This is a genomic window from Gracilimonas qinghaiensis, from assembly GCF_046602855.1.
In the GTDB taxonomy this organism is placed as follows: Bacteria; Bacteroidota; Rhodothermia; order Balneolales; family Balneolaceae; genus Gracilimonas.
Window position 1 is genome coordinate 2,207,501 of sequence record NZ_JBKINJ010000001.1, and the last position, 18,258, is coordinate 2,225,758.

Annotated in this window: 29 protein-coding genes, 2 tRNA genes and 2 rRNA genes (1 of these 33 running past the window's edge); all 33 read right to left on the bottom strand. The window is 41.9% G+C overall.

All coding sequences use genetic code 11. The features are described from left to right. Positions 1-1,162, bottom strand: a 23S ribosomal RNA gene (locus ACKGJO_RS09775); it reaches 1,746 nt to the left of the window's first position. Between the two features lie 343 nt (positions 1,163-1,505). Beyond that, positions 1,506-1,579 (bottom strand) — tRNA-Ala (locus ACKGJO_RS09780). 15 nt (positions 1,580-1,594) lie between these two features. Beyond that, positions 1,595-1,668: transfer RNA gene (locus ACKGJO_RS09785), tRNA-Ile, on the bottom strand. Positions 1,669-1,807: 139 nt separating this feature from the next. Next, positions 1,808-3,331 (bottom strand): 16S ribosomal RNA (locus ACKGJO_RS09790). The 16S and 23S rRNA genes sit together here with 2 tRNA genes alongside, the layout of an rRNA operon. A gap of 292 nt (positions 3,332-3,623) precedes the next feature. Further along, complete coding sequence (gene rplQ, locus ACKGJO_RS09795; protein WP_411323234.1) at positions 3,624-4,163, bottom strand: 50S ribosomal protein L17; 540 nt, start codon at positions 4,161-4,163, stop codon at positions 3,624-3,626. A gap of 18 nt (positions 4,164-4,181) precedes the next feature. Beyond that, positions 4,182-5,153, bottom strand: coding sequence for a DNA-directed RNA polymerase subunit alpha (locus tag ACKGJO_RS09800; RefSeq protein WP_411323235.1), 972 nt, complete (start codon positions 5,151-5,153; stop codon positions 4,182-4,184). A gap of 23 nt (positions 5,154-5,176) precedes the next feature. Further along, positions 5,177-5,782 carry a 30S ribosomal protein S4 gene (rpsD, locus tag ACKGJO_RS09805; RefSeq protein WP_411323236.1) on the bottom strand — a complete coding sequence of 202 codons (606 nt, stop codon included), beginning with the start codon at positions 5,780-5,782 and terminating at the stop codon, positions 5,177-5,179. A gap of 18 nt (positions 5,783-5,800) precedes the next feature. After that, on the bottom strand, positions 5,801-6,208 hold the full coding sequence (gene rpsK, locus ACKGJO_RS09810; RefSeq protein WP_411323237.1) for a 30S ribosomal protein S11: 408 nt from the start codon (positions 6,206-6,208) through the stop codon (positions 5,801-5,803). A gap of 21 nt (positions 6,209-6,229) precedes the next feature. Further along, positions 6,230-6,607 carry a 30S ribosomal protein S13 gene (gene rpsM / locus ACKGJO_RS09815; protein ID WP_411323238.1) on the bottom strand — a complete coding sequence of 126 codons (378 nt, stop codon included), beginning with the start codon at positions 6,605-6,607 and terminating at the stop codon, positions 6,230-6,232. Between the two features lie 20 nt (positions 6,608-6,627). Further along, positions 6,628-6,744 carry a 50S ribosomal protein L36 gene (gene rpmJ / locus ACKGJO_RS09820; RefSeq protein WP_071594720.1) on the bottom strand — a complete coding sequence of 39 codons (117 nt, stop codon included), beginning with the start codon at positions 6,742-6,744 and terminating at the stop codon, positions 6,628-6,630. Positions 6,745-6,752: 8 nt separating this feature from the next. Further along, entirely contained in the window at positions 6,753-6,971 is a 219-nt protein-coding gene (gene infA / locus ACKGJO_RS09825) for a translation initiation factor IF-1 (RefSeq protein WP_103664582.1), read from the bottom strand. Next, positions 6,964-7,773 carry a type I methionyl aminopeptidase gene (gene map, locus ACKGJO_RS09830; RefSeq protein ID WP_411323239.1) on the bottom strand — a complete coding sequence of 270 codons (810 nt, stop codon included), beginning with the start codon at positions 7,771-7,773 and terminating at the stop codon, positions 6,964-6,966. Before map ends, infA begins: the two co-directional genes overlap by 8 nt. A 1-nt stretch (position 7,774) precedes the next feature. Continuing rightward, the gene (secY, locus tag ACKGJO_RS09835; RefSeq protein WP_411323240.1) at positions 7,775-9,088 is read right to left on the bottom strand and encodes a preprotein translocase subunit SecY; all 1,314 of its coding nucleotides are present in this window, start codon (positions 9,086-9,088) and stop codon (positions 7,775-7,777) included. 20 nt (positions 9,089-9,108) lie between these two features. Beyond that, on the bottom strand, positions 9,109-9,564 hold the full coding sequence (rplO, locus tag ACKGJO_RS09840) for a 50S ribosomal protein L15 (RefSeq protein WP_411323287.1): 456 nt from the start codon (positions 9,562-9,564) through the stop codon (positions 9,109-9,111). Positions 9,565-9,583: 19 nt separating this feature from the next. Beyond that, entirely contained in the window at positions 9,584-10,108 is a 525-nt protein-coding gene (gene rpsE, locus ACKGJO_RS09845) for a 30S ribosomal protein S5 (protein ID WP_411323241.1), read from the bottom strand. Positions 10,109-10,124: 16 nt separating this feature from the next. Beyond that, positions 10,125-10,463 (bottom strand): 50S ribosomal protein L18, encoded by a 339-nt coding sequence (gene rplR, locus ACKGJO_RS09850; protein ID WP_411323242.1) that lies wholly within the window; start codon positions 10,461-10,463, stop codon positions 10,125-10,127. A gap of 11 nt (positions 10,464-10,474) precedes the next feature. Beyond that, positions 10,475-11,029: a 50S ribosomal protein L6 gene (rplF, locus tag ACKGJO_RS09855; protein ID WP_411323243.1), complete on the bottom strand. Its 555-nt coding sequence runs from the start codon at positions 11,027-11,029 to the stop codon at positions 10,475-10,477. A 17-nt stretch (positions 11,030-11,046) separates the two neighbouring features. Beyond that, positions 11,047-11,439, bottom strand: a complete 393-nt coding sequence (rpsH, locus tag ACKGJO_RS09860) for a 30S ribosomal protein S8 (RefSeq protein ID WP_411323244.1) — start codon at positions 11,437-11,439, stop codon at positions 11,047-11,049. 17 nt (positions 11,440-11,456) lie between these two features. After that, on the bottom strand, positions 11,457-11,726 hold the full coding sequence (gene rpsN, locus ACKGJO_RS09865; protein ID WP_411323245.1) for a 30S ribosomal protein S14: 270 nt from the start codon (positions 11,724-11,726) through the stop codon (positions 11,457-11,459). 12 nt (positions 11,727-11,738) lie between these two features. Then, positions 11,739-12,290, bottom strand: coding sequence for a 50S ribosomal protein L5 (gene rplE, locus ACKGJO_RS09870; RefSeq protein ID WP_411323246.1), 552 nt, complete (start codon positions 12,288-12,290; stop codon positions 11,739-11,741). A 15-nt stretch (positions 12,291-12,305) separates the two neighbouring features. Next, positions 12,306-12,659, bottom strand: a complete 354-nt coding sequence (gene rplX / locus ACKGJO_RS09875) for a 50S ribosomal protein L24 (protein ID WP_411323247.1) — start codon at positions 12,657-12,659, stop codon at positions 12,306-12,308. Between the two features lie 15 nt (positions 12,660-12,674). Next, entirely contained in the window at positions 12,675-13,043 is a 369-nt protein-coding gene (rplN, locus tag ACKGJO_RS09880) for a 50S ribosomal protein L14 (protein WP_411323248.1), read from the bottom strand. Positions 13,044-13,067: 24 nt separating this feature from the next. Next, positions 13,068-13,331: a 30S ribosomal protein S17 gene (rpsQ, locus tag ACKGJO_RS09885; RefSeq protein ID WP_411323249.1), complete on the bottom strand. Its 264-nt coding sequence runs from the start codon at positions 13,329-13,331 to the stop codon at positions 13,068-13,070. Between the two features lie 10 nt (positions 13,332-13,341). Next, on the bottom strand, positions 13,342-13,545 hold the full coding sequence (gene rpmC, locus ACKGJO_RS09890; RefSeq protein ID WP_411323250.1) for a 50S ribosomal protein L29: 204 nt from the start codon (positions 13,543-13,545) through the stop codon (positions 13,342-13,344). Between the two features lies 1 nt (position 13,546). Next, complete coding sequence (rplP, locus tag ACKGJO_RS09895; protein ID WP_411323251.1) at positions 13,547-13,969, bottom strand: 50S ribosomal protein L16; 423 nt, start codon at positions 13,967-13,969, stop codon at positions 13,547-13,549. A 22-nt stretch (positions 13,970-13,991) separates the two neighbouring features. Next, entirely contained in the window at positions 13,992-14,741 is a 750-nt protein-coding gene (gene rpsC / locus ACKGJO_RS09900; protein ID WP_411323252.1) for a 30S ribosomal protein S3, read from the bottom strand. A gap of 12 nt (positions 14,742-14,753) precedes the next feature. After that, positions 14,754-15,131 (bottom strand): 50S ribosomal protein L22, encoded by a 378-nt coding sequence (rplV, locus tag ACKGJO_RS09905; RefSeq protein ID WP_411323253.1) that lies wholly within the window; start codon positions 15,129-15,131, stop codon positions 14,754-14,756. Between the two features lie 17 nt (positions 15,132-15,148). Further along, a complete protein-coding gene (gene rpsS, locus ACKGJO_RS09910) occupies positions 15,149-15,421 on the bottom strand; it encodes a 30S ribosomal protein S19 (RefSeq protein WP_411323254.1) in 273 nt (90 codons plus the stop codon). A gap of 10 nt (positions 15,422-15,431) precedes the next feature. Further along, the gene (rplB, locus tag ACKGJO_RS09915; RefSeq protein WP_411323255.1) at positions 15,432-16,265 is read right to left on the bottom strand and encodes a 50S ribosomal protein L2; all 834 of its coding nucleotides are present in this window, start codon (positions 16,263-16,265) and stop codon (positions 15,432-15,434) included. A 13-nt stretch (positions 16,266-16,278) separates the two neighbouring features. Continuing rightward, positions 16,279-16,566: a 50S ribosomal protein L23 gene (rplW, locus tag ACKGJO_RS09920; protein ID WP_411323256.1), complete on the bottom strand. Its 288-nt coding sequence runs from the start codon at positions 16,564-16,566 to the stop codon at positions 16,279-16,281. Then, entirely contained in the window at positions 16,563-17,213 is a 651-nt protein-coding gene (rplD, locus tag ACKGJO_RS09925) for a 50S ribosomal protein L4 (protein ID WP_411323257.1), read from the bottom strand. Before rplD ends, rplW begins: the two co-directional genes overlap by 4 nt. Before the next feature lie 2 nt (positions 17,214-17,215). Further along, positions 17,216-17,857 (bottom strand): 50S ribosomal protein L3, encoded by a 642-nt coding sequence (rplC, locus tag ACKGJO_RS09930; protein WP_411323258.1) that lies wholly within the window; start codon positions 17,855-17,857, stop codon positions 17,216-17,218. Positions 17,858-17,874: 17 nt separating this feature from the next. Further along, the gene (gene rpsJ, locus ACKGJO_RS09935) at positions 17,875-18,186 is read right to left on the bottom strand and encodes a 30S ribosomal protein S10 (protein ID WP_018128596.1); all 312 of its coding nucleotides are present in this window, start codon (positions 18,184-18,186) and stop codon (positions 17,875-17,877) included. Positions 18,187-18,258 lie beyond the last annotated feature (72 nt).

Genomic DNA, 18,258 nt, shown 5'->3' on the forward strand with positions numbered 1-18,258 from the left:
TCGACGCCGGGCCGCTTAACTAGTGAGCTATTACGCACTCTTTAAAGGAATGGCTGCTTCTAAGCCAACCTCCTAGTTGTCTGGGCAACCCAACTTTCTTTGTTCAACTTAACATACATTTGGGGGCCTTAGCTGGTGGTCTGGGTTGTTTCCCTCTCGCGACGGGACGTTATCACCCCGCCACTGACTGCCTGGTGGCTCTCTTCCGGTATTCGGAGTTTGTCTAGGGTTGGTAGGCGGTGAAGCCCCCTAGCCTAATCAGTGCTCTACCTCCGGAGAGACAAAACCAGACGCTATACCTAAATATATTTCAGGGAGTACGAGCTATTTCCAAGTTTGATTGGCCTTTCACCCCTATCCACAGTTCATCCGAAGACTTTTCAACGTCTGGCGGTTCGGGCCTCCATGGGGTTTTACCCCCACTTCACCCTGACCATGGATAGCTCACTTGGTTTCGCGTCTGCCCCGCTGTACTGCTCGCCCGTTTCAGACTCGCTTTCGCTACGGCTCCACCCCTTAGGGGCTTAACCTCGCACAACAGGAGCAACTCGTAGGCTCATTATACAAAAGGCACGCCGTCACCCCAATAAATTGAGGCTCCGACCGCTTGTAAGCACACGGTTTCAGGTACTATTTCACTCGCCTTCTCGGCGTTCTTTTCACCTTTCCCTCACGGTACTGGTTCACTATCGGTCATACAGATGTATTTAGCCTTACCGGATGGTGCCGGCTGGTTCATGCAAGGTTTCACCGGCCTCGCACTACTCAGGATACCCGCCTCAAAACTCGCCGTACGCCTACAGGCCTTTCACCTTCTGTGGGACTGCTTTCCAGGCAGTTTCGACTTAAGCTCGCTTTGATTATGCAGGTCCTACTACCCCGACTCCCCGTAGGAAGCCGGTTTGGGCTGCTTCCCGTTCGCTCGCCGCTACTTGGGAAATCACTTAATTGTTTTCTTGTCCTGGGGGTACTTAGATGTTTCAGTTCCCCCCGTATGCTCTCCTCGAAAGGAGTATCCCGATAAATCGGGATGGGTTGCCCCATTCGGAAATCCACGGATCATTGCTCTTATGCAGCTCCCCGTAGCTTATCGCAGCTTTACACGTCCTTCATCGCCTCTGTATGCCTAGGCATCCACCGTGTGCCCTTAGTATGCTTCTATTATATGGCTTGCACGGCGTCTCCGCCGCGCTGGCCTACATAAGTATTCATGCTATTGGTTTACAATTGTGGTCTGGATGTGGGACGAACCGCATCCAGATACCTTGGCGTAGCACACCTGCTCGCGAACGAACAAATGCCCTACTATCTTTTGCAGCATATCGAAATATGCCGCATCAGACCTTTTACTATTGCTATTGCTTTCATCATGTCAAAGAACCCACACTTGCGCGTGTGGCTCGTGTCTGGCAACATCGTTGCCTTACATTCTTTCTGGTATGTGAGCCCGGGACTTGCGCCCTCTCATATCTACTGTCTCACATTCAATATCTCAAAAAACTCTGTGGAGCTACGGGGATTCGAACCCCGGACCCCTGCCTTGCAAAGGCAGTGCTCTAGCCAGCTGAGCTATAGCCCCTTTCACACTATGTTGTGGGCTTGGGAGGACTTGAACCTCCGACCTCACGCTTATCAGGCGTGCGCTCTAACCACCTGAGCTACAAGCCCCGTTCCAGCGGGGGATGGGCACAGGCGTTGTCGCCGGCTGCGGCGAGTATTAACCCGCTATAAAAAAGTACAGATCAGATTGTTTGATACGAGCGGTTGCGTAGCGTCGTAGTTCCATATTGCAGGAACGCTCTCCTTGAAAGGAGGTGATCCAGCCGCACCTTCCGGTACGGCTACCTTGTTACGACTTAGCGCCAGTTACCAGGCTTACCCTAGGCACTCCTTATTGGAGCGACATCAGGTACTCCTGACTTCCATCGCTTGACGGGCGGTGTGTACAAGGCCCGGGAACGTATTCACCGCGTCATTGCTGATACGCGATTACTAGCGATTCCACCTTCATGGAGTCGAGTTGCAGACTCCAATCCGAACTGAGAATGGCTTTGTGGATTTGCTCCCCCTCGCGGGGTGGCTACCCATTGTACCATCCATTGTAGCACGTGTGCAGCCCTGGACGTAAGGGCCATGATGACTTGACGTCGTCCCCACCTTCCTCACTACTTGCGTAGGCAGTCTGGCTAGAGTCCCCACCATTACGTGCTGGTAACTAACCACAGGGGTTGCGCTCGTTGCGGGACTTAACCCAACACCTCACGGCACGAGCTGACGACAGCCATGCAGCACCTTCCATAGTGCCCCGAAGGGACTCTCCTTTTCGGGAGATAACACTGTGGATTTAGCCCAGGTAAGGTTCCTCGCGTTGCATCGAATTAAGCCACATGCTCCACCGCTTGTGCGGGCCCCCGTCAATTCCTTTGAGTTTCATTCTTGCGAACGTACTCCCCAGGTGGTATGCTTACTGCGTTAACTGCGTCACTGGCCCTAAAGGACCAACAACTAGCATACATCGTTTACAGCGTGGACTACCAGGGTATCTAATCCTGTTCGCTCCCCACGCTTTCGTGCCTCAGCGTCAGTTACAGTCCAGCCGGCCGCCTTCGCCACTGGTGTTCTTCGTAATATCTATGCATTTCACCGCTACACTACGAATTCCACCGACCTCTTCTGTACTCAAGAAACCCAGTATCTATGGCAATTTTACCGTTAAGCGGCAAGATTTCACCACAGACTTAGGCTCCCGCCTACGCACCCTTTACACCCAATGATTCCGGACAACGCTTGCACCCTCCGTATTACCGCGGCTGCTGGCACGGAGTTAGCCGGTGCTTATTCAAATGGTACCGTCACAGAAGATCGAAACCCTCTCGTTCTTCCCATTCAAAAGCCGTTTACAACCCATAGGGCCGTCTTCCGGCACGCGGCGTGGCTGCGTCAGGCTTTCGCCCATTGCGCAAGATTCCTCACTGCTGCCTCCCGTAGGAGTCTGGGCCGTGTCTCAGTCCCAGTGTGGGGGATCATCCTCTCAGACCCCCTAACTATCATCGCCTTGGTGAGCCGTTACCCCACCAACTAACTAATAGTACGCAGACCCCTCTATATCCGGCCGAAACCTTTAACAACTGTGGCCATGCGGCCCCGCTGCATTATGCGGTATTAGCACCCCTTTCGAGATGTTATCCCCCAGATATAGGCAGGTTATCTACGCGTTACTCACCCGTCCGCCAGTCTCCAGTAGCTGCAAGCAGCTACCTTCTCCTTCGACTTGCATGTGTTAAGCCCGCCGCCAGCGTTCGTCCTGAGCCAGGATCAAACTCTCCATTGTAAATAATTAAATTATACTCTGTGAGCAGACCCTACGCTCTTGGTCATTTTTGTAAATGCAAATTAATGCATCAAAGAATTGAACAAGCTCTCGCTCGCACAAACAATCTGATCTATACTTCATTATGTCTAAGAACTATTGTTTCGATGTCAAAAATCGTTTTCGAAACAGAAACCAAAGATAGGGATTAATTTATTCAGATGTCAACTTTAGTTTTAGAAATTTAATCATTTCCAGGTTGATCTGAATAAGTGCATCCTATGTACACTTACTAAGGGTTAGATTCCTTAGTCTATTCTTCTTTTGTAGAATCTTTTTCTTCGGCAGATACTTCTTTATTATTATCTGCAGCTTCTGATTCTTTCGTATTCTCACTTTCTTTTGGCGCCTCGGAAGTAGTAGGGGCATTACTTTTACCTGCTCTTCTGGTTCTTTTCTTCTTGGAAGTAGCGGAAGATCCTTCAGGCTTAATATCATTAAAGTCTACAAGTTCAACCACAGCCAGCTCAGCACCGTCACCCTTCCTAAATCCGGCTTTGATTACACGAGTGTATCCACCCGGACGATCTTTGGATTTTGGACCGACCTCAGTAAAAAGTGTGGTAACTGCATCTTTATTTTGAAGACTGGAAAAAACCTGCCTTCTATTATGATCAGTATCCTCTTTGGCCCTGGTAATTAATGGCTCTACATAGCCTCTTAACTCTTTTGCCTTAGCTACTGTTGTTACGATTCTATGCTCTCTGATCAAAGCCATAGCAAGAGATTGCATGGTTGATTTTCGATGAGCTGAAGTTCGACTTAATTTTCTACCTTTTATTCCGTGACGCATTTTTTAATTCCTTTCTGCTTAGTCCAAATATTTTGAAACGTCCATTCCAAACTCAAGATTCTTCTCTTCAATAACTTCAACAAGTTCACTTAGTGATTTCTTACCGAAATTTCTGAATTTCAAAAGATCTTGCTCATCGCGTGAAACAAGCTCACCGATTGAATTGATGTTTGCTGATTTCAAGCAGTTATAAGCTCTAACACTCAGGTTAAGATCTTCAATACTAGTTCTTAACAAATTGGCTACACGTTGTTTCTCAGCATCCACTTCCTCTTCTTCTTGAGTAAATGGCTCTTCGATCTCCTCAGTAATAAATTTCTCTATATGTTCTTTCAATATCTTACCGGCAATAGTCAAAGCCTCTTTGGCATTAACTGACCCATCAGTCTGAATATCCATTACTAATTTTTCGTAGTCAGTTCTTTGCCCGACACGAACATTCTCTACATTATACTTAACTGATTTAATTGGTGTAAAGATGGCATCAATAGGAATTAGGTTTACATCATCATCTTCGATGTTCATTTCCTCCGCAGGAACATAACCTCTACCACGACCTATCTTTAACTCGATTTCCAGTTCTGCATCATCTGCTAAATTACCAATCACCAAATCAGGATTTAACACCTCATATTCAGCTGTTGCATCATCAATATCTTTGGCTGTCAACTCACCCTGGCCACTTTTGGAAATATGAATTACACCTGAACTTTGTTCAACTTGCTTGAACCTTACTTCTTTGAAATTCAGAATAATTTCATAAACATCTTCCTTTACACCTTTAATGCTGGAATATTCATGGTCAACACCATTTATTTTTACTGCTGTAATAGCAATACCAGGCAAAGATGAGAGCAGAACTCTTCTAAACGAATTTCCAATCGTTACCCCAAAACCTCTTTCCAAAGGTTGAAGAACGAAAGTACCGAAGTCATTTTGATCTTCAACTACGTTAAGGGTTTCAGGCATTTGAATGCTATAATTGCTCATAATAAGATCTATGTCTTTTTGAATTACTTAGAGTAAAGCTCAACAATAAGCTGTACGTTAATGTTTTCAGGTATCTCTTCCATGGAAGGGATATGCAGCATTTTACCTGATTTCATCTTTGGATCTGTTTCAACCCATTTATATTTATTCCTGGATGAACCTGAAAGAGAATCTTCAATAACCTCAAGGCTTCTTGATTTAGGTCGTACAGAAATAACATCACCAGGAGAAACCTCAAATGATGGAATGTTTAGGATGTTACCATTCACAACTATATGCTTGTGAGTAACTAACTGTCTGGCTTGCCGTCTGGTTCTGGCAAACCCCATACGATATACAGTATTATCTAATCTACGCTCAAGTGCCTGTAGGAGGTTTTCACCAGCTACGCCATCCTGGGCAGATGCAGATTTGAATAAATTTCTAAATTGCTTTTCAAGTAGACCGTAAGTGTACTTTGCCTTCTGCTTTTCTTCCAACTGGATAGCATACTCAGATTTTCTATTAAATCTTGAACGACCATGCTCACCAGGTCCGTAAGGCTTACGCTCTAAAGCTTTACTTGGGCCAAAGATTGGCTCTTTAAACCTTCTGGCTTTTTTCTGTTTTGGTCCTCTATATCTTGCCATTATACAATCTCTTTGCTATTAAACTCTTCTACGTTTCGGTGGGCGGCATCCATTGTGTGGAAGCGGCGTTCTGTCTTTTATTGACGTAACTTCCAAACCTGAACTCGCCATTCCTCTTACCGCAGCCTCTCGTCCGGAACCCGGACCTTTTACAAATACTTCAACTTTCCTAAGACCCATGTCATGTGCAGTCTTAGCAGCAGTTTCAGCACTTAGTTGTGCAGCATATGGAGTATTTTTTCTTGATCCCTTAAAGCCTTCTTTTCCGGCAGAAGACCAAGACAATACGTTACCATCTCCATCAGTAATTGTGACGATAACGTTGTTGAAAGTAGCTTTTACAAAAGCCATCCCATTAGGATCACTTATTTGCTTTTTTCTTTTGCGTTTTGCAGCACTTGCTGCTTTTGGTTGTTTTTTAGCCATTTGTTATCTCAATTACAATTACTACTTAACTGCTTTCTTTTTACCGGCAACAGTACGCTTTTTACCTTTTCTGGTACGAGCGTTGTTTTGAGTATTCTGTCCTCTGACCGGCAGGCCTTTACGGTGACGGACGCCACGGTAACTTCCAATCTCGATCAGGCGACGGATGTCCCCATTAACCTCACTTCTAAGAGCACCTTCAACTTTATACTCTTCGTCAATGATCTTACGTAATTCACTTACTTCTTCATCCGTCCAATCCTGAACCTTGGTATCGTGATCGATACCTACGCGGTCAAGGATTTCTTGAGCCTTAGAAACGCCAATTCCATAGATGTAAGTAAGGCTGATTACGCCTCGTTTTTGTTTAGGTAAATCTATCCCAGCAATACGTGCCATATAAGTAATCTGTTAGTCTATTATCCCTGTCTTTGCTTATGACGCGGGTTTTTCTTGTTAATCACGTAAAGTCTTCCTTTACGTCTTACAATTTTGTCGTCTGAACTTCTTTTTTTAACTGATGATCTAGTCTTCATGACAACCTTTATTTATATCTATAAGTTATTCTTCCTTTGGTTAAATCGTAGGGTGACATTTCTACAGCCACTCTATCTCCCGGCAGAATTTTTATGTAATACATACGCATTTTACCTGATACATGAGCCAATATCTCATGTCCATTATCCAGCTCAACTCTAAATTGAGCATTCGGCAATGCTTCTATTATTTCGCCATCTTGTTTTATCGGCTCTTGTTTAGCCATAATACAATATGTTTTGATTTTTATCCGAGAGCTCAGCAATATAATCAAAAGTACTGAGAATTTCAGCTTTTCCTTCCCGAACTACTATATCGTGTTCGAAATGCGCTGCTAAGCTCTTGTCGGCTGTAACAATTGTCCAGCCGTCTTTTAATGTTTTTACTTTATATGAACCCATAGTAATCATAGGCTCAACTGCAAGAGTCATACCTGAACGCAAACGTTCGCCCTTGCCTTTTTTACCAAAATTCGGAACCGATGGATCTTCGTGCATTGATTTACCAATACCGTGTCCAACTAATTCCCTTACCACACCGTAACCTTCCGCTTCACAGTAAGACTGAATGGCGTTGGCCATATCTCCAATCCTATTACCGTGAACCGCCTGATAAATTCCCTCATATAGAGACTCAAGTGTGGTTTTCAATAATTTCAATGTTTCTTCGTCACAATTTCCCACAACAAATGTGTAGGCATGGTCACCAAAATATCCATTTTTTTCTACACCACAATCGATGGATACAATATCACCTTCTTTTAAAATTCTTTCTCCGGGTATTCCATGAACAACTTCCTCGTTCACAGAAATACATAACGTTGCGGGAAATTCGTTTCCTTTGGGGCCGTAACCTTTAAAAGCAGGGCGGCCCTTTTCTTTATCAATATACTCTTCAGCAATCCTGTCGAGTGTACCTGTTTGAACACCCGGTTCGATATGTTTACCGACTTCCGCTAGTGTTCTTGAGACGATGAGTGCACTTTCTCGCATCTTCTCAATTTCAGATTCACTTTTCAGATAAATCATCCTATGCTCTTCTTCGGCCTTTAATTCGACCTGTTTTCATAAATCCATCGTAGTGTCTCATCATTAAATGACTTTCTATTTGTTGAAGTGTATCTAATGCAACACCCACGATGATCAACAAACTAGTTCCTCCATAAAAGAGAGCAAAACCGGGAGTTACTCCAAACAACCCAACTGCAATAGCAGGTAGTATTGCTACAAAAGATAAAAATATAGATCCCGGTAAAGTAATCTTTGTCAAAATATTATCAATAAACTCAACTGTTTGTTTACCCGGTCGTACACCTGGAATAAACCCACCTTGACGCTTCATAGTATCCGCCATCTCTTTTGGATTTATAGCAATGGCCGTATAGAAAAAGGTAAAGAACATACAAACAAAGAAGAAAACAATAGAATATGTTACACCTGTAAAATCAACGGACCATTGCGTCAGGAACTGTACAGTCTGGTTATCAGGGAAGAATGAACCAATTGTACTGGGAATGAACATAATAGACTGAGCAAAGATTATCGGCATAACTCCAGCCGCATTTACTTTCAGAGGCAAATATTGGGTTGTTCCACCATACACTTTACGTCCAACCACTCTTTTAGCATATTGAACCGGTATTTTTCGTGTTCCCTGAGTTAGAAGAACTACTGCAGCTATTACAAGTATCAGAGCAGCTACCTCAATAATTACTAAAATAGCATTAGCTTTAGTAGTTACCTCGTTATAAAAGTTCGCCGGTAATGCAGCAATGATACCGATCATGATGATCAGTGAGATACCATTACCAATACCACGTTCGCTGATCCTTTCACCTAACCACATTACAAATACTGTACCTGCAGTAAGTACGATCATAGCCGTGATCACAAAGAACAGTTCATTCACCACAATTGCCTGTGGTGATGACGAAATAAGATTTATAGAGAAACCGATAGCCTGTACAGCAGTAATACCAACAGTACCATATCGAGTCATTCGAGTGATCTTTCGTCTTCCTTCCTCACCTTCTCGTTGTAATTTCTGGAAGTAAGGAACAACTGCACCCATCAACTGTATGATAATAGCAGCGGTGATATAGGGCATAATACCAAGTGCAAAAACACCTGCTCTTGAAAATGCACCCCCAACAAACAGATCGAATAATCCCAACAAGCTACTTGCTGCATTACCCGAATTGTTTATCAACTGATTGGCGTCTACACCAGGAAGTGTAATATAACTACCCACCCGGTAAACCATCAGTATACCAACAGTGTAAAGAATTCTATTCTTTAGGTCTTCAATTTTGAAAATATTACGAAAGTTCTCTATCAGACTCATGCGTGGTCTATACTAAGCTGTTATTTCTTAACAATTGTTAGTGTACCACCGGCTTTATCTACTTTTTCTTCAGCAGATTTACTGGCAGCGTGCACTTCTATTTCAATTTTTTGATCTAACTCACCGCGACCCAATAATTTGATCGTATCATTTTGATGAGCTAAACCGGAATTGATTAAATCTTCTATAGAAATCTTGGCATCCAATTTACCAGCCTCAATGAATTCACTGATAGTATGTACATTGATACCACGATTCTCAGTTCGGTTAAAGTTGGTGAAACCAAACTTAGGTACTCTTCGCTGAAGTGGCATCTGCCCACCTTCAAACCAGGCACGTTGCTTGTGACCCGATCTTGACTTTTGTCCATTATGTCCACGGCCAGATTGTTCACCACGCCCTGAACCTTGTCCACGACCAACTCGCTTGGTATTTTTTCTATTCGGAATCGGTGCTTTTAGATTACTTAAGTCCATCATCTAATTCTTTATATAATTATCCTTCAAATACTTTATTCAGAGAAATATCTCTTCTCTGTGCTACTTCAACAGGATCTGTAAGTTCTTTCAATGCTGTAAATGCAGCTTTAACCATGTTGTGGGGATTTGATGATCCCTGAGACTTAGACAGAATATTATGTACACCGGCTACATCCAGTAACGATTTAACAGCACCACCTGCAATTACCCCGGTACCTTCAGCTGCAGGTCTTAGAAGAACCTTACCGGCTCCTGCTTTACCTACAATAGGGTGGTAAATACTCTTGGTCTTTGTCAGTGGAACTCTGATGAGGTTTTTCTTAGCATTATCAAATCCTTTCTGAATTGCATCAGAAACCTCATTTGCTTTTCCAAGTCCATGTCCGCAAACACCGTTTCCATCACCTACTACTACAATTGCATTAAAGCTGAAACGCCGTCCACCTTTTACCACTTTAGAAACACGGTTAACGTGAACCAGTTTTTCTTCGAGGTTCAAATTTGCAGCTGGTACAGATTGTTTTCTTCTTATTTTAGGCATTTTTGTCCCAATTCAATTAAAAGTCTAATCCACCATCGCGGGCGCCTTCTGCAGCAGCCTTCACGATGCCGTGATATTTGTAACCACTACGGTCAAATACCACTTTATTAATTCCTTTGTCCTGAGCAGCTTTTGCAATTTCAGAACCTGCTTCTTTAGCATTTTCAACACCACTGTTTACTTTTGTAGAAGCAACTGTAGCGCCTTCCATGTCATCAATCAATTGCAGGTATGTATATTTACTGCTCTTATATATACTCAAACGAGGTCTCTCAGAAGTTCCTTTGACAGTAGATCGAATTCTTCTTCTGATCTTATTTCTTCGTTCAGTTTTCTTTTTTTGCTTCTTATTCATTTTTATATCCTCTATTTAGCAGCTGACTTACCGGCTTTACGACGTACCTGCTCACCGAGATATCTGATACCTTTTCCTTTATAGGGCTCAGGTTTCCTGAATGATCTGATCTTGGCAGACACTTGACCTACCATTTCCTTATCCACTCCGGAGATGACAATAATAGGGTTTTTACTGGTTTTAGTATCAACCTCTATGGTAATGCCCTCAGGTGGCACAAAGAAAATTGGGTGAGAATAACCAAGGTTTAATTCAAGGACGTCCCCACTGATAGATGCTCTGTATCCAACACCTATGATTTCAAGTTTTTTGGTGTAACCTTCGCTTACACCTACAACGGCATTGCTGATCAAAGCCCGGAATAATCCATGTAATGCACGGTTAGACTTTTCGTCATTATTCCGTTTAATGATCAATTCACTATCACTTTTTTCAATAGTGATATTTGGGTGAATGCGAAGTGTATTGGTTCCTTTATCTCCTTTAAAAGTTGCAATGTTGTCAGCATCAATACTGAATTCAACTTTGTCAGAAATAGGTACCGGTAAATTTCCAATTCGAGACATTTTTCAAAAACTGTTTTTTAGTAAATGGTGCATAGTATCTCGCCGCCTACATTAAGCTTGCGAGCTTCTTTATCGGTCATTACACCTTTGGATGTAGAAAGAATTACAATACCAAGTCCGTTTTGTGAACGTGGAACATTATTTCCACCTTCATAAACCCTGAGACCAGGTTTTGATAATCTTTTCATACTTCGGATCACAGGATGCCCGTATGAGTCATATTTCAGAAACAAACGGATAATTCCTTGTTTACCATCCTCAATATCAATGTATTTAGAGATATAACCTTTGTCTGCCAAGATCTTTGTCATGGCTCGCTTCAGTTTAGAAGCGGGTATATCTACTCTTCTGTGCCCGGCTTGTTGGGCATTTCTTATACGTGTTAAATAATCTGCAATAGGATCTGTCATCGATTCCTTCTTTATTGTTACCAGCTTGCTTTTCGTACACCAGGAATCTTACCAGCGAGGGCAAGTTCACGAAATTTGATCCGTGAAATTCCATACTTACTAATATAGCCTCTGCTTCTTCCTGTGATGTTACAACGATTTCTAACCCTAGTAGGACTAGCATCGCGTGGAAGTTTTTGCAGGCCTTCGTAGTCACCGGCTTCTTTCAGCTTACGGCGCTTTTCAGCATACTTTTCTACTGTTTCTATTCTCTTTTTGTTGCGTGCTATCCAAGCTTTCTTAGCCATAATAGAATATCCTTAATTTCTCGTTTTAAATGGCATTCCAAAGTGCTTAAGCAGGGCGTAAGCTTCTTCATCCGTTTCTGCAGAAGTTACAAAAGTTATATCCATACCATGGACCTTTGAAACTTTGTCAGTATCAATTTCCGGGAAAATTGTGTGTTCTTTAATGCCCAAGGTATAATTACCTCGGCCATCAAAACTTTTATCCGGAACTCCCTGGAAGTCACGAGTTCTTGGCAGTGCCAAGTTTACAAGTCGATCCAGAAATTCAAACATGATGCGCTGGCGAAGAGTAACTTTACAGCCAATTGGCATGCCTTCACGCAGCTTAAAGTTTGATATAGATTTTTTCGCTTTGGTAGTTACCGGTTGTTGACCGGTAATTGCGGCTACATTATCTACAACTGTATCTAAAACTTTTTTATCAGTTATAGCGTCGCCTACACCTACATTTATTACTATTTTTTGAAGTTTGGGTATGGCCATTGGGTTTTCATACTCAAACTCTTCGCGTAAACTATCGCGAATTTCTTCTTTGTACTGTATATATAATCTTGCTTCAGCCATTGCTATCTATATGCGTTATTTATCCAGCATTTCGCCACTGGTCTTGGCATATCGAACCCAACGGCCTTTACCGTTTTCTTCAATACGCTTACGACCTACTCTTGTTGGTTCGTCTGTAGTTGGGTCAATAACCATAACATTAGATATATGGACTGAACCCTCTCTTTTAAGACGACCACCCTGTGGATTATCCTGGGTTGGCTTTTCATGATGGGTTTTCATATTGATGCCTTCTACGAGCACACGCTCTTCAGTAGGCATAACCATCAATACACGGCCTCTTTTACCTTTATCGTTACCGGCAATGACCAATACATCATCACCTTTCTTAACGTTTAATTTCTTTTGTTTATTGAACCTGCGTGGCATACTCTAATTCCTTTTTTAAAGTACTTCCGGTGCAAGCGACACGATTCTCATGAAGCTCTTTTCACGAAGTTCTCTGGCAACTGGGCCAAAAATACGTGTACCTACCGGTTCTTGATCTTTATTAATAATAACCGCAGCATTTTCATCAAAACGAATGTAACTACCATCCTTTCTGCGGAATTCTTTTCTAGTTCTTACAATAACAGCTTTAATAACCTCGCCTTTTTTGACGTTACCACCTGGTATTGCAGTTTTTACAGATGCGGATATCAGATCACCTATTCTTGCATATCGTCGTTTAGAATCACCTAAAACTTTGATACACATCAGCTTTCTGGCACCGCTGTTGTCTGCTACATTTAATGTCGTATTCGTTTGAATCATCGCTAATTCCTAATGCTCTATTCGTTACTTAGCTTTTTCGACGATATCAACCAATCGCCATGATTTTCGCTTTGAAAGTGGTCTTGTAGACATGATATGAACTTTATCACCGACGTTTGCTTCATTGTTCTCGTCGTGTGCCATATACTTGGTAGTCTTGGTAATGTACTTTCCATAAATGGAATGCTTTACCTGACGATCTACTGCAACCGTTATACTTTTGTCCATACTGTTACTCACAACATGTCCAATTCTTTCTCGTCTTCGGGCTCTTTCTGTTTGTGCCATAATTAAATCTTTATGCTTGTTCAGCACTACGTTTTTCATTAATAATTGTCTCAAGTCGAGCAACTTCTCGTCTATGATTTCTCAATCTTGCCGGGTTTTCTAATTGACCCGTAACAGATTTAGAGAATCTTAGGTTTTGTAGTACTTCACGCTCGTCTTTAAGACGGGCTTTTAATTCAGTAAGTGTTAGATCTCTTAATTCGTGTGCTTTCATCCTATCCTTCCTGATAATCTCTTCTTACAACAAATTTTGTTTTAATCGGAAGTTTATGAGCAGCACGCCTCAAAGCTTCTTTCGCTCTTTCTTCGTTAACACCGGCGATCTCAAAAAGAATACGGCCTGGTTTAACAACAGCAACCCAATGATCCAAAGCTCCTTTACCTTTACCCATACGGGTTTCAGCCGGTTTGCTTGTCATAGGTCGGTCCGGGAAAATTCTAATAAATGTTTGTCCGTCTCTCTGCAGTGAACGTGCAATAGCAATACGGCAAGCTTCAATTTGTCGTGAAGTGATGAACTTAGGCTCCATAGCTTTCAGTCCAAAATCACCAAAGTTTATGACATGGCCCCGCGTTGCGTTACCCTTCAGCTTGTCGCGATGGACACGGCGTCTCTGAACTCTTTTTGGCTCTAACATCGTTTCTTATTAACTGTTTTTATTAAGATCTATTTCTATTTCTGCTGCGTCGGCGACTTCTTCGTCCTTTGTCATCTCCGCCTCTTCGTTTACCTCTGCCGGAGTCAGAATCTCGACCGGTTTGTGTACCAGGCGTCAAATCAACATCACCTATAATCTCACCTTTAAAGATCCAAACTGTTACTCCAATTGACCCATAAATGGTATTTGAAGTAGAAGTAGCATAATCAATGTCTGCACGTAAAGTATGCAAAGGAATTTGGCCTTCTTTATACTGCTCAGTACGTGCCATTTCAGCACCGCCTAAACGACCTGCACAGCGTACTTTTATACCTTTGGCTCCCATACGCATTGCAGATGAGATGGCAGTTTTCATAGCTCTTCTGAATGAAACTCTTGCTTGTAACTGCTGAGCTATATTCTGTGCTACAAGACTGGCGTCTAATTCAGGACGTTTGATCTCACTAACATTGATCTGAACTTCTTTACTGGTAATTTTTTTGAGCTCTTCTCGAAGTAATTCGATCTGCTCACCACCCTTACCAATAATTACACCAGGCCTGCTTGTTCTAAGAGTAAGCAGAATTCTTTTTGGTGTCCGTTCAATGATTACGTTAGATAGACCACCATTTCGTAGCCTTGTGTGCAAGTACTCACGAAGTTTTTCGTCTTCAATGATGAGACTTGGCTGGTTCTCTTCAGAAAACCAGTTGGAATCCCATCCGCGAATTATGCCTAATCTAAAACCAGTTGGATTTGTTTTTTGTCCCAAGGTATTTATCGTTTATTCGTTTACACTTTCTTGATCACGCTTTGCCACTTTTACTGTGATATGGCATGAACGTTTATTAATTCGATGAGCTCTACCCATCGGTGCAGGCTGTATTCTTTTCAGAGTTACACCCTCATCTACATATATTTCCTTTATATAAAGGTCTTCATCATCAAAGCGCTCTTCCTGAAACTTATCACGTAAATTTGCAGCTGCAGATTTTATCACTTTGATAACATCTTCAGCAGTTGCTTTTTTAGTGTATTCTAAGCGCTTTATAGCTTTTTCTACTGATTTACCACGAACAGCATCTACCACCAAACGAACCTTTCTAGGGGCTTTCCTAAGGTGCTTTTGAACTGCGCGTGCTTCTAAAACTGGAGTATCCATCTCTTATATCCGATTAATTATTTAGCTGCTTTTTTCAATGGGTGTCCACGGAATGTTCTTGTAGGAGCAAATTCTCCTAACTTGTGTCCAACCATATTTTCAGTGATAAAAACAGGGATAAATTGTTTACCGTTATGAACTGCTATGGTCAATCCCATAAAATCAGGAGTTACCATAGAACTACGTGACCAGGTTTTGATCACTTTCTTGGATCCACTTTCCTGAGCTTCATCAATTTTTCTTTGAAGCTTATAATAAACAAATGGCCCTTTTTTCAGTGAGCGTGGCATACTTATCTAATTATTTTTTCTTAGTTTTTCTTCTTCTGACGATATACTTCGAAGATAATTTATTTCTGTTTCGGGTCTTTTTACCCTTAGCAGACTGGCCCCACGGTGATCTAGGATGACCTCCGGAAGCTTTACCTTCACCACCACCCATTGGGTGATCAACAGGGTTCATTGCAACACCACGTGTTTGTGGGCGTTTTCCCTTCCATCTGCTCCTACCTGCTTTAGCGATAGTAGTATTCATGTGATCCGGGTTACTGGTTTCACCAACCGTTGCATAGCAACTTCCCAATATCATTCGTACTTCACCTGATGGTAGCTTTATACTTACATACTTTCCTTGCTTTCCAAGAAGCTGTGCACCTGTACCGGCACTACGACAAAGGGTTCCACCTTGTCCCGGGTGTAATTCAATATTATGAATAAATGTACCAGGAGGCATCTTGATCATCGGTGAAGCATTTCCTAAATCCGGAGCTGCATTTTCACCCGATATAATAGTATCTCCAACTTGTAATTTATTCGGTGCAAGAATATATCGTCGTTCACCATCTGCGTATGCAATTAAAGCAATACGTGCTGATCGGTTAGGATCATATTCAATAGTTTGGACTAAAGCCGGTATATCGTATTTATTTCTTTTGAAATCAATGATTCGATAACGACGTTTATGTCCACCACCACGGTGACGCGATGTAATTCTTCCATATCTGTTACGACCACCGGATGAATGTTTTCCAGCTAATAAAGCCTTTAACGGCTCTTTAGTTGTAATATCATCAAAAACAGGAGCAATTCTGTGTCTTGTTCCCGGTGTAATTGGTTTTAATTTCTTAGTAGGCATTATTCTCTAGATCTTAAATTTCAGCAAAGAAATCAATTTCGCCTTCTTTGATTGTTACAATCGCTTTTTTCCAAACTTTAGTACGACCGCCTTGATATCCACTTCTGGTATAACGGCCTTTAGGTTTAGAAGGCATGATAGCTGTATTTACTTTAGCTACTTTAACACCTGGATAAGCATCTTCTACTGCTTTTTTGATCTCAGGCTTATTTGCATTCTTAGCTACTTCAAAGGTGTACTTATTTTCTTCCTGAAGTCGGCTTAATTTTTCTGTTATAACTGGTTTAATAATTATACTCATGCTGTTACCTTCTCAGTTTTACCTTCAATACTGTTTTCGAGAATCGATACTGCACTTTCCTGAATAAGTATTACATCAGCATTCATTATCTGATAAGTATTAGGTTTGTATCCTTCAAGAACTACAACCTTAGGAATATTTCTTGCTGATTTATACACGATTGCATCTGTATCAGCAGTCAATATTATTACTTTCTTTCCATTTACTTCAAAAGCATTAAGCATATCTGCTACTTGCGATGTTTTAGGCGCATCAAAAGTAAAATCTTCTACTATTACGATGCCCTCCGCAGTTGCTTTAAGTGAAAGTGCAGACTTACGTGCCAATTGTCTGGTTTTCTTATTCATTTTAAAACTGTAATCACGAGGCTTAGGGCCAAACACAGTTCCACCTTTTCTTAACAGCGGTGATTTGATATCACCACGTCGGGCATTACCAGTACCTTTCTGCCGGTACATTTTCTTTGTACTTCCAGTAACCTCAGCGCGTTCTTTAGTTTTGGCTGTTCCCTGACGCTTATTAGCTAAATGACGTCTTACATCTTCGTAAAGTACAACCTCATTAGGTTCCACAGCAAAGATGGCATCATTCAGTTCAATTTTATTACTGGTCTTAGATCCGTCTATTTTATAAATATCTAATTTCATGATTAACCTATAACAGACGTTTTGTTATGAATTTCTACGTAACCGCCTTTCGCACCTGGAACGGATCCGGTCACAAGAAGCAGATTAGAGTCTTCAAGGATCTTAGCGACACTTAAATTCTTTACCTTAACTCTTTCATTACCAGATTGACCACCCATTCTCATTCCCTTAAATACTTTAGAAGGGTCAGATGCATTACCGATTGCACCGGGCGCTCTCATTCTGTTATGCTGGCCGTGTGTTGCATCACCCACACCACGGAAATTGTGGCGTTTAACAACACCTGTAAATCCATGGCCTTTAGAGGTAGCAACGACATCAACGGTGTCTCCAACAGTAAATACATCATTTATGTTGAGTTCGTCACCTACGTTCAATCCTTCCGGAATAAAATCACGGAATTCAACAACCTGATGTTTTGTATCTACACCTGCCTTGGCAAAATGGCCTTTAACAGCTTTACTTACATTTTTTTCCTTGCGATCAAAAGCAGCAAGCTGAACAGCGGTGTAACCGTCTGTGTCTTCTGTTTTAATCTGGGTAATAGCACAAGGTTCAATTTCGATAACAGTGACAGGAATATTTCTGCCATTATTATCAAACACGCTTGTCATACCAACTTTTTTTCCAATCAAACCACTCATCGTGTTCTGGTCCTTTTCTATACTTTAATTTCTACATCAACACCGGAAGGTAATTCCAGCTTCATTAATGCATCTACAGTTTGTGATCCTGTTGAAAGAATGTCGATCAGTCTTTTGTGTGAACGATACTCGAATTGCTCTCGAGATTTCTTATCAACGAATACAGATTTATTAACTGTAATTATACTTTTACGGGTGGGCAGCGGGATAGGTCCCGATACTACAGCACCAGTAGATTTCACAGTCTGAATAATCTTCTCAGCTGATTTATCGATCAAATTATGATCGTATGACTTCAATTTGATTCTGATTTTTTGTTGTGTTGCCACGATCAGATCCTTAGTCTAAGATTTTAGTTACCACGCCGGCACCGACAGTACGGCCACCTTCGCGTATCGCAA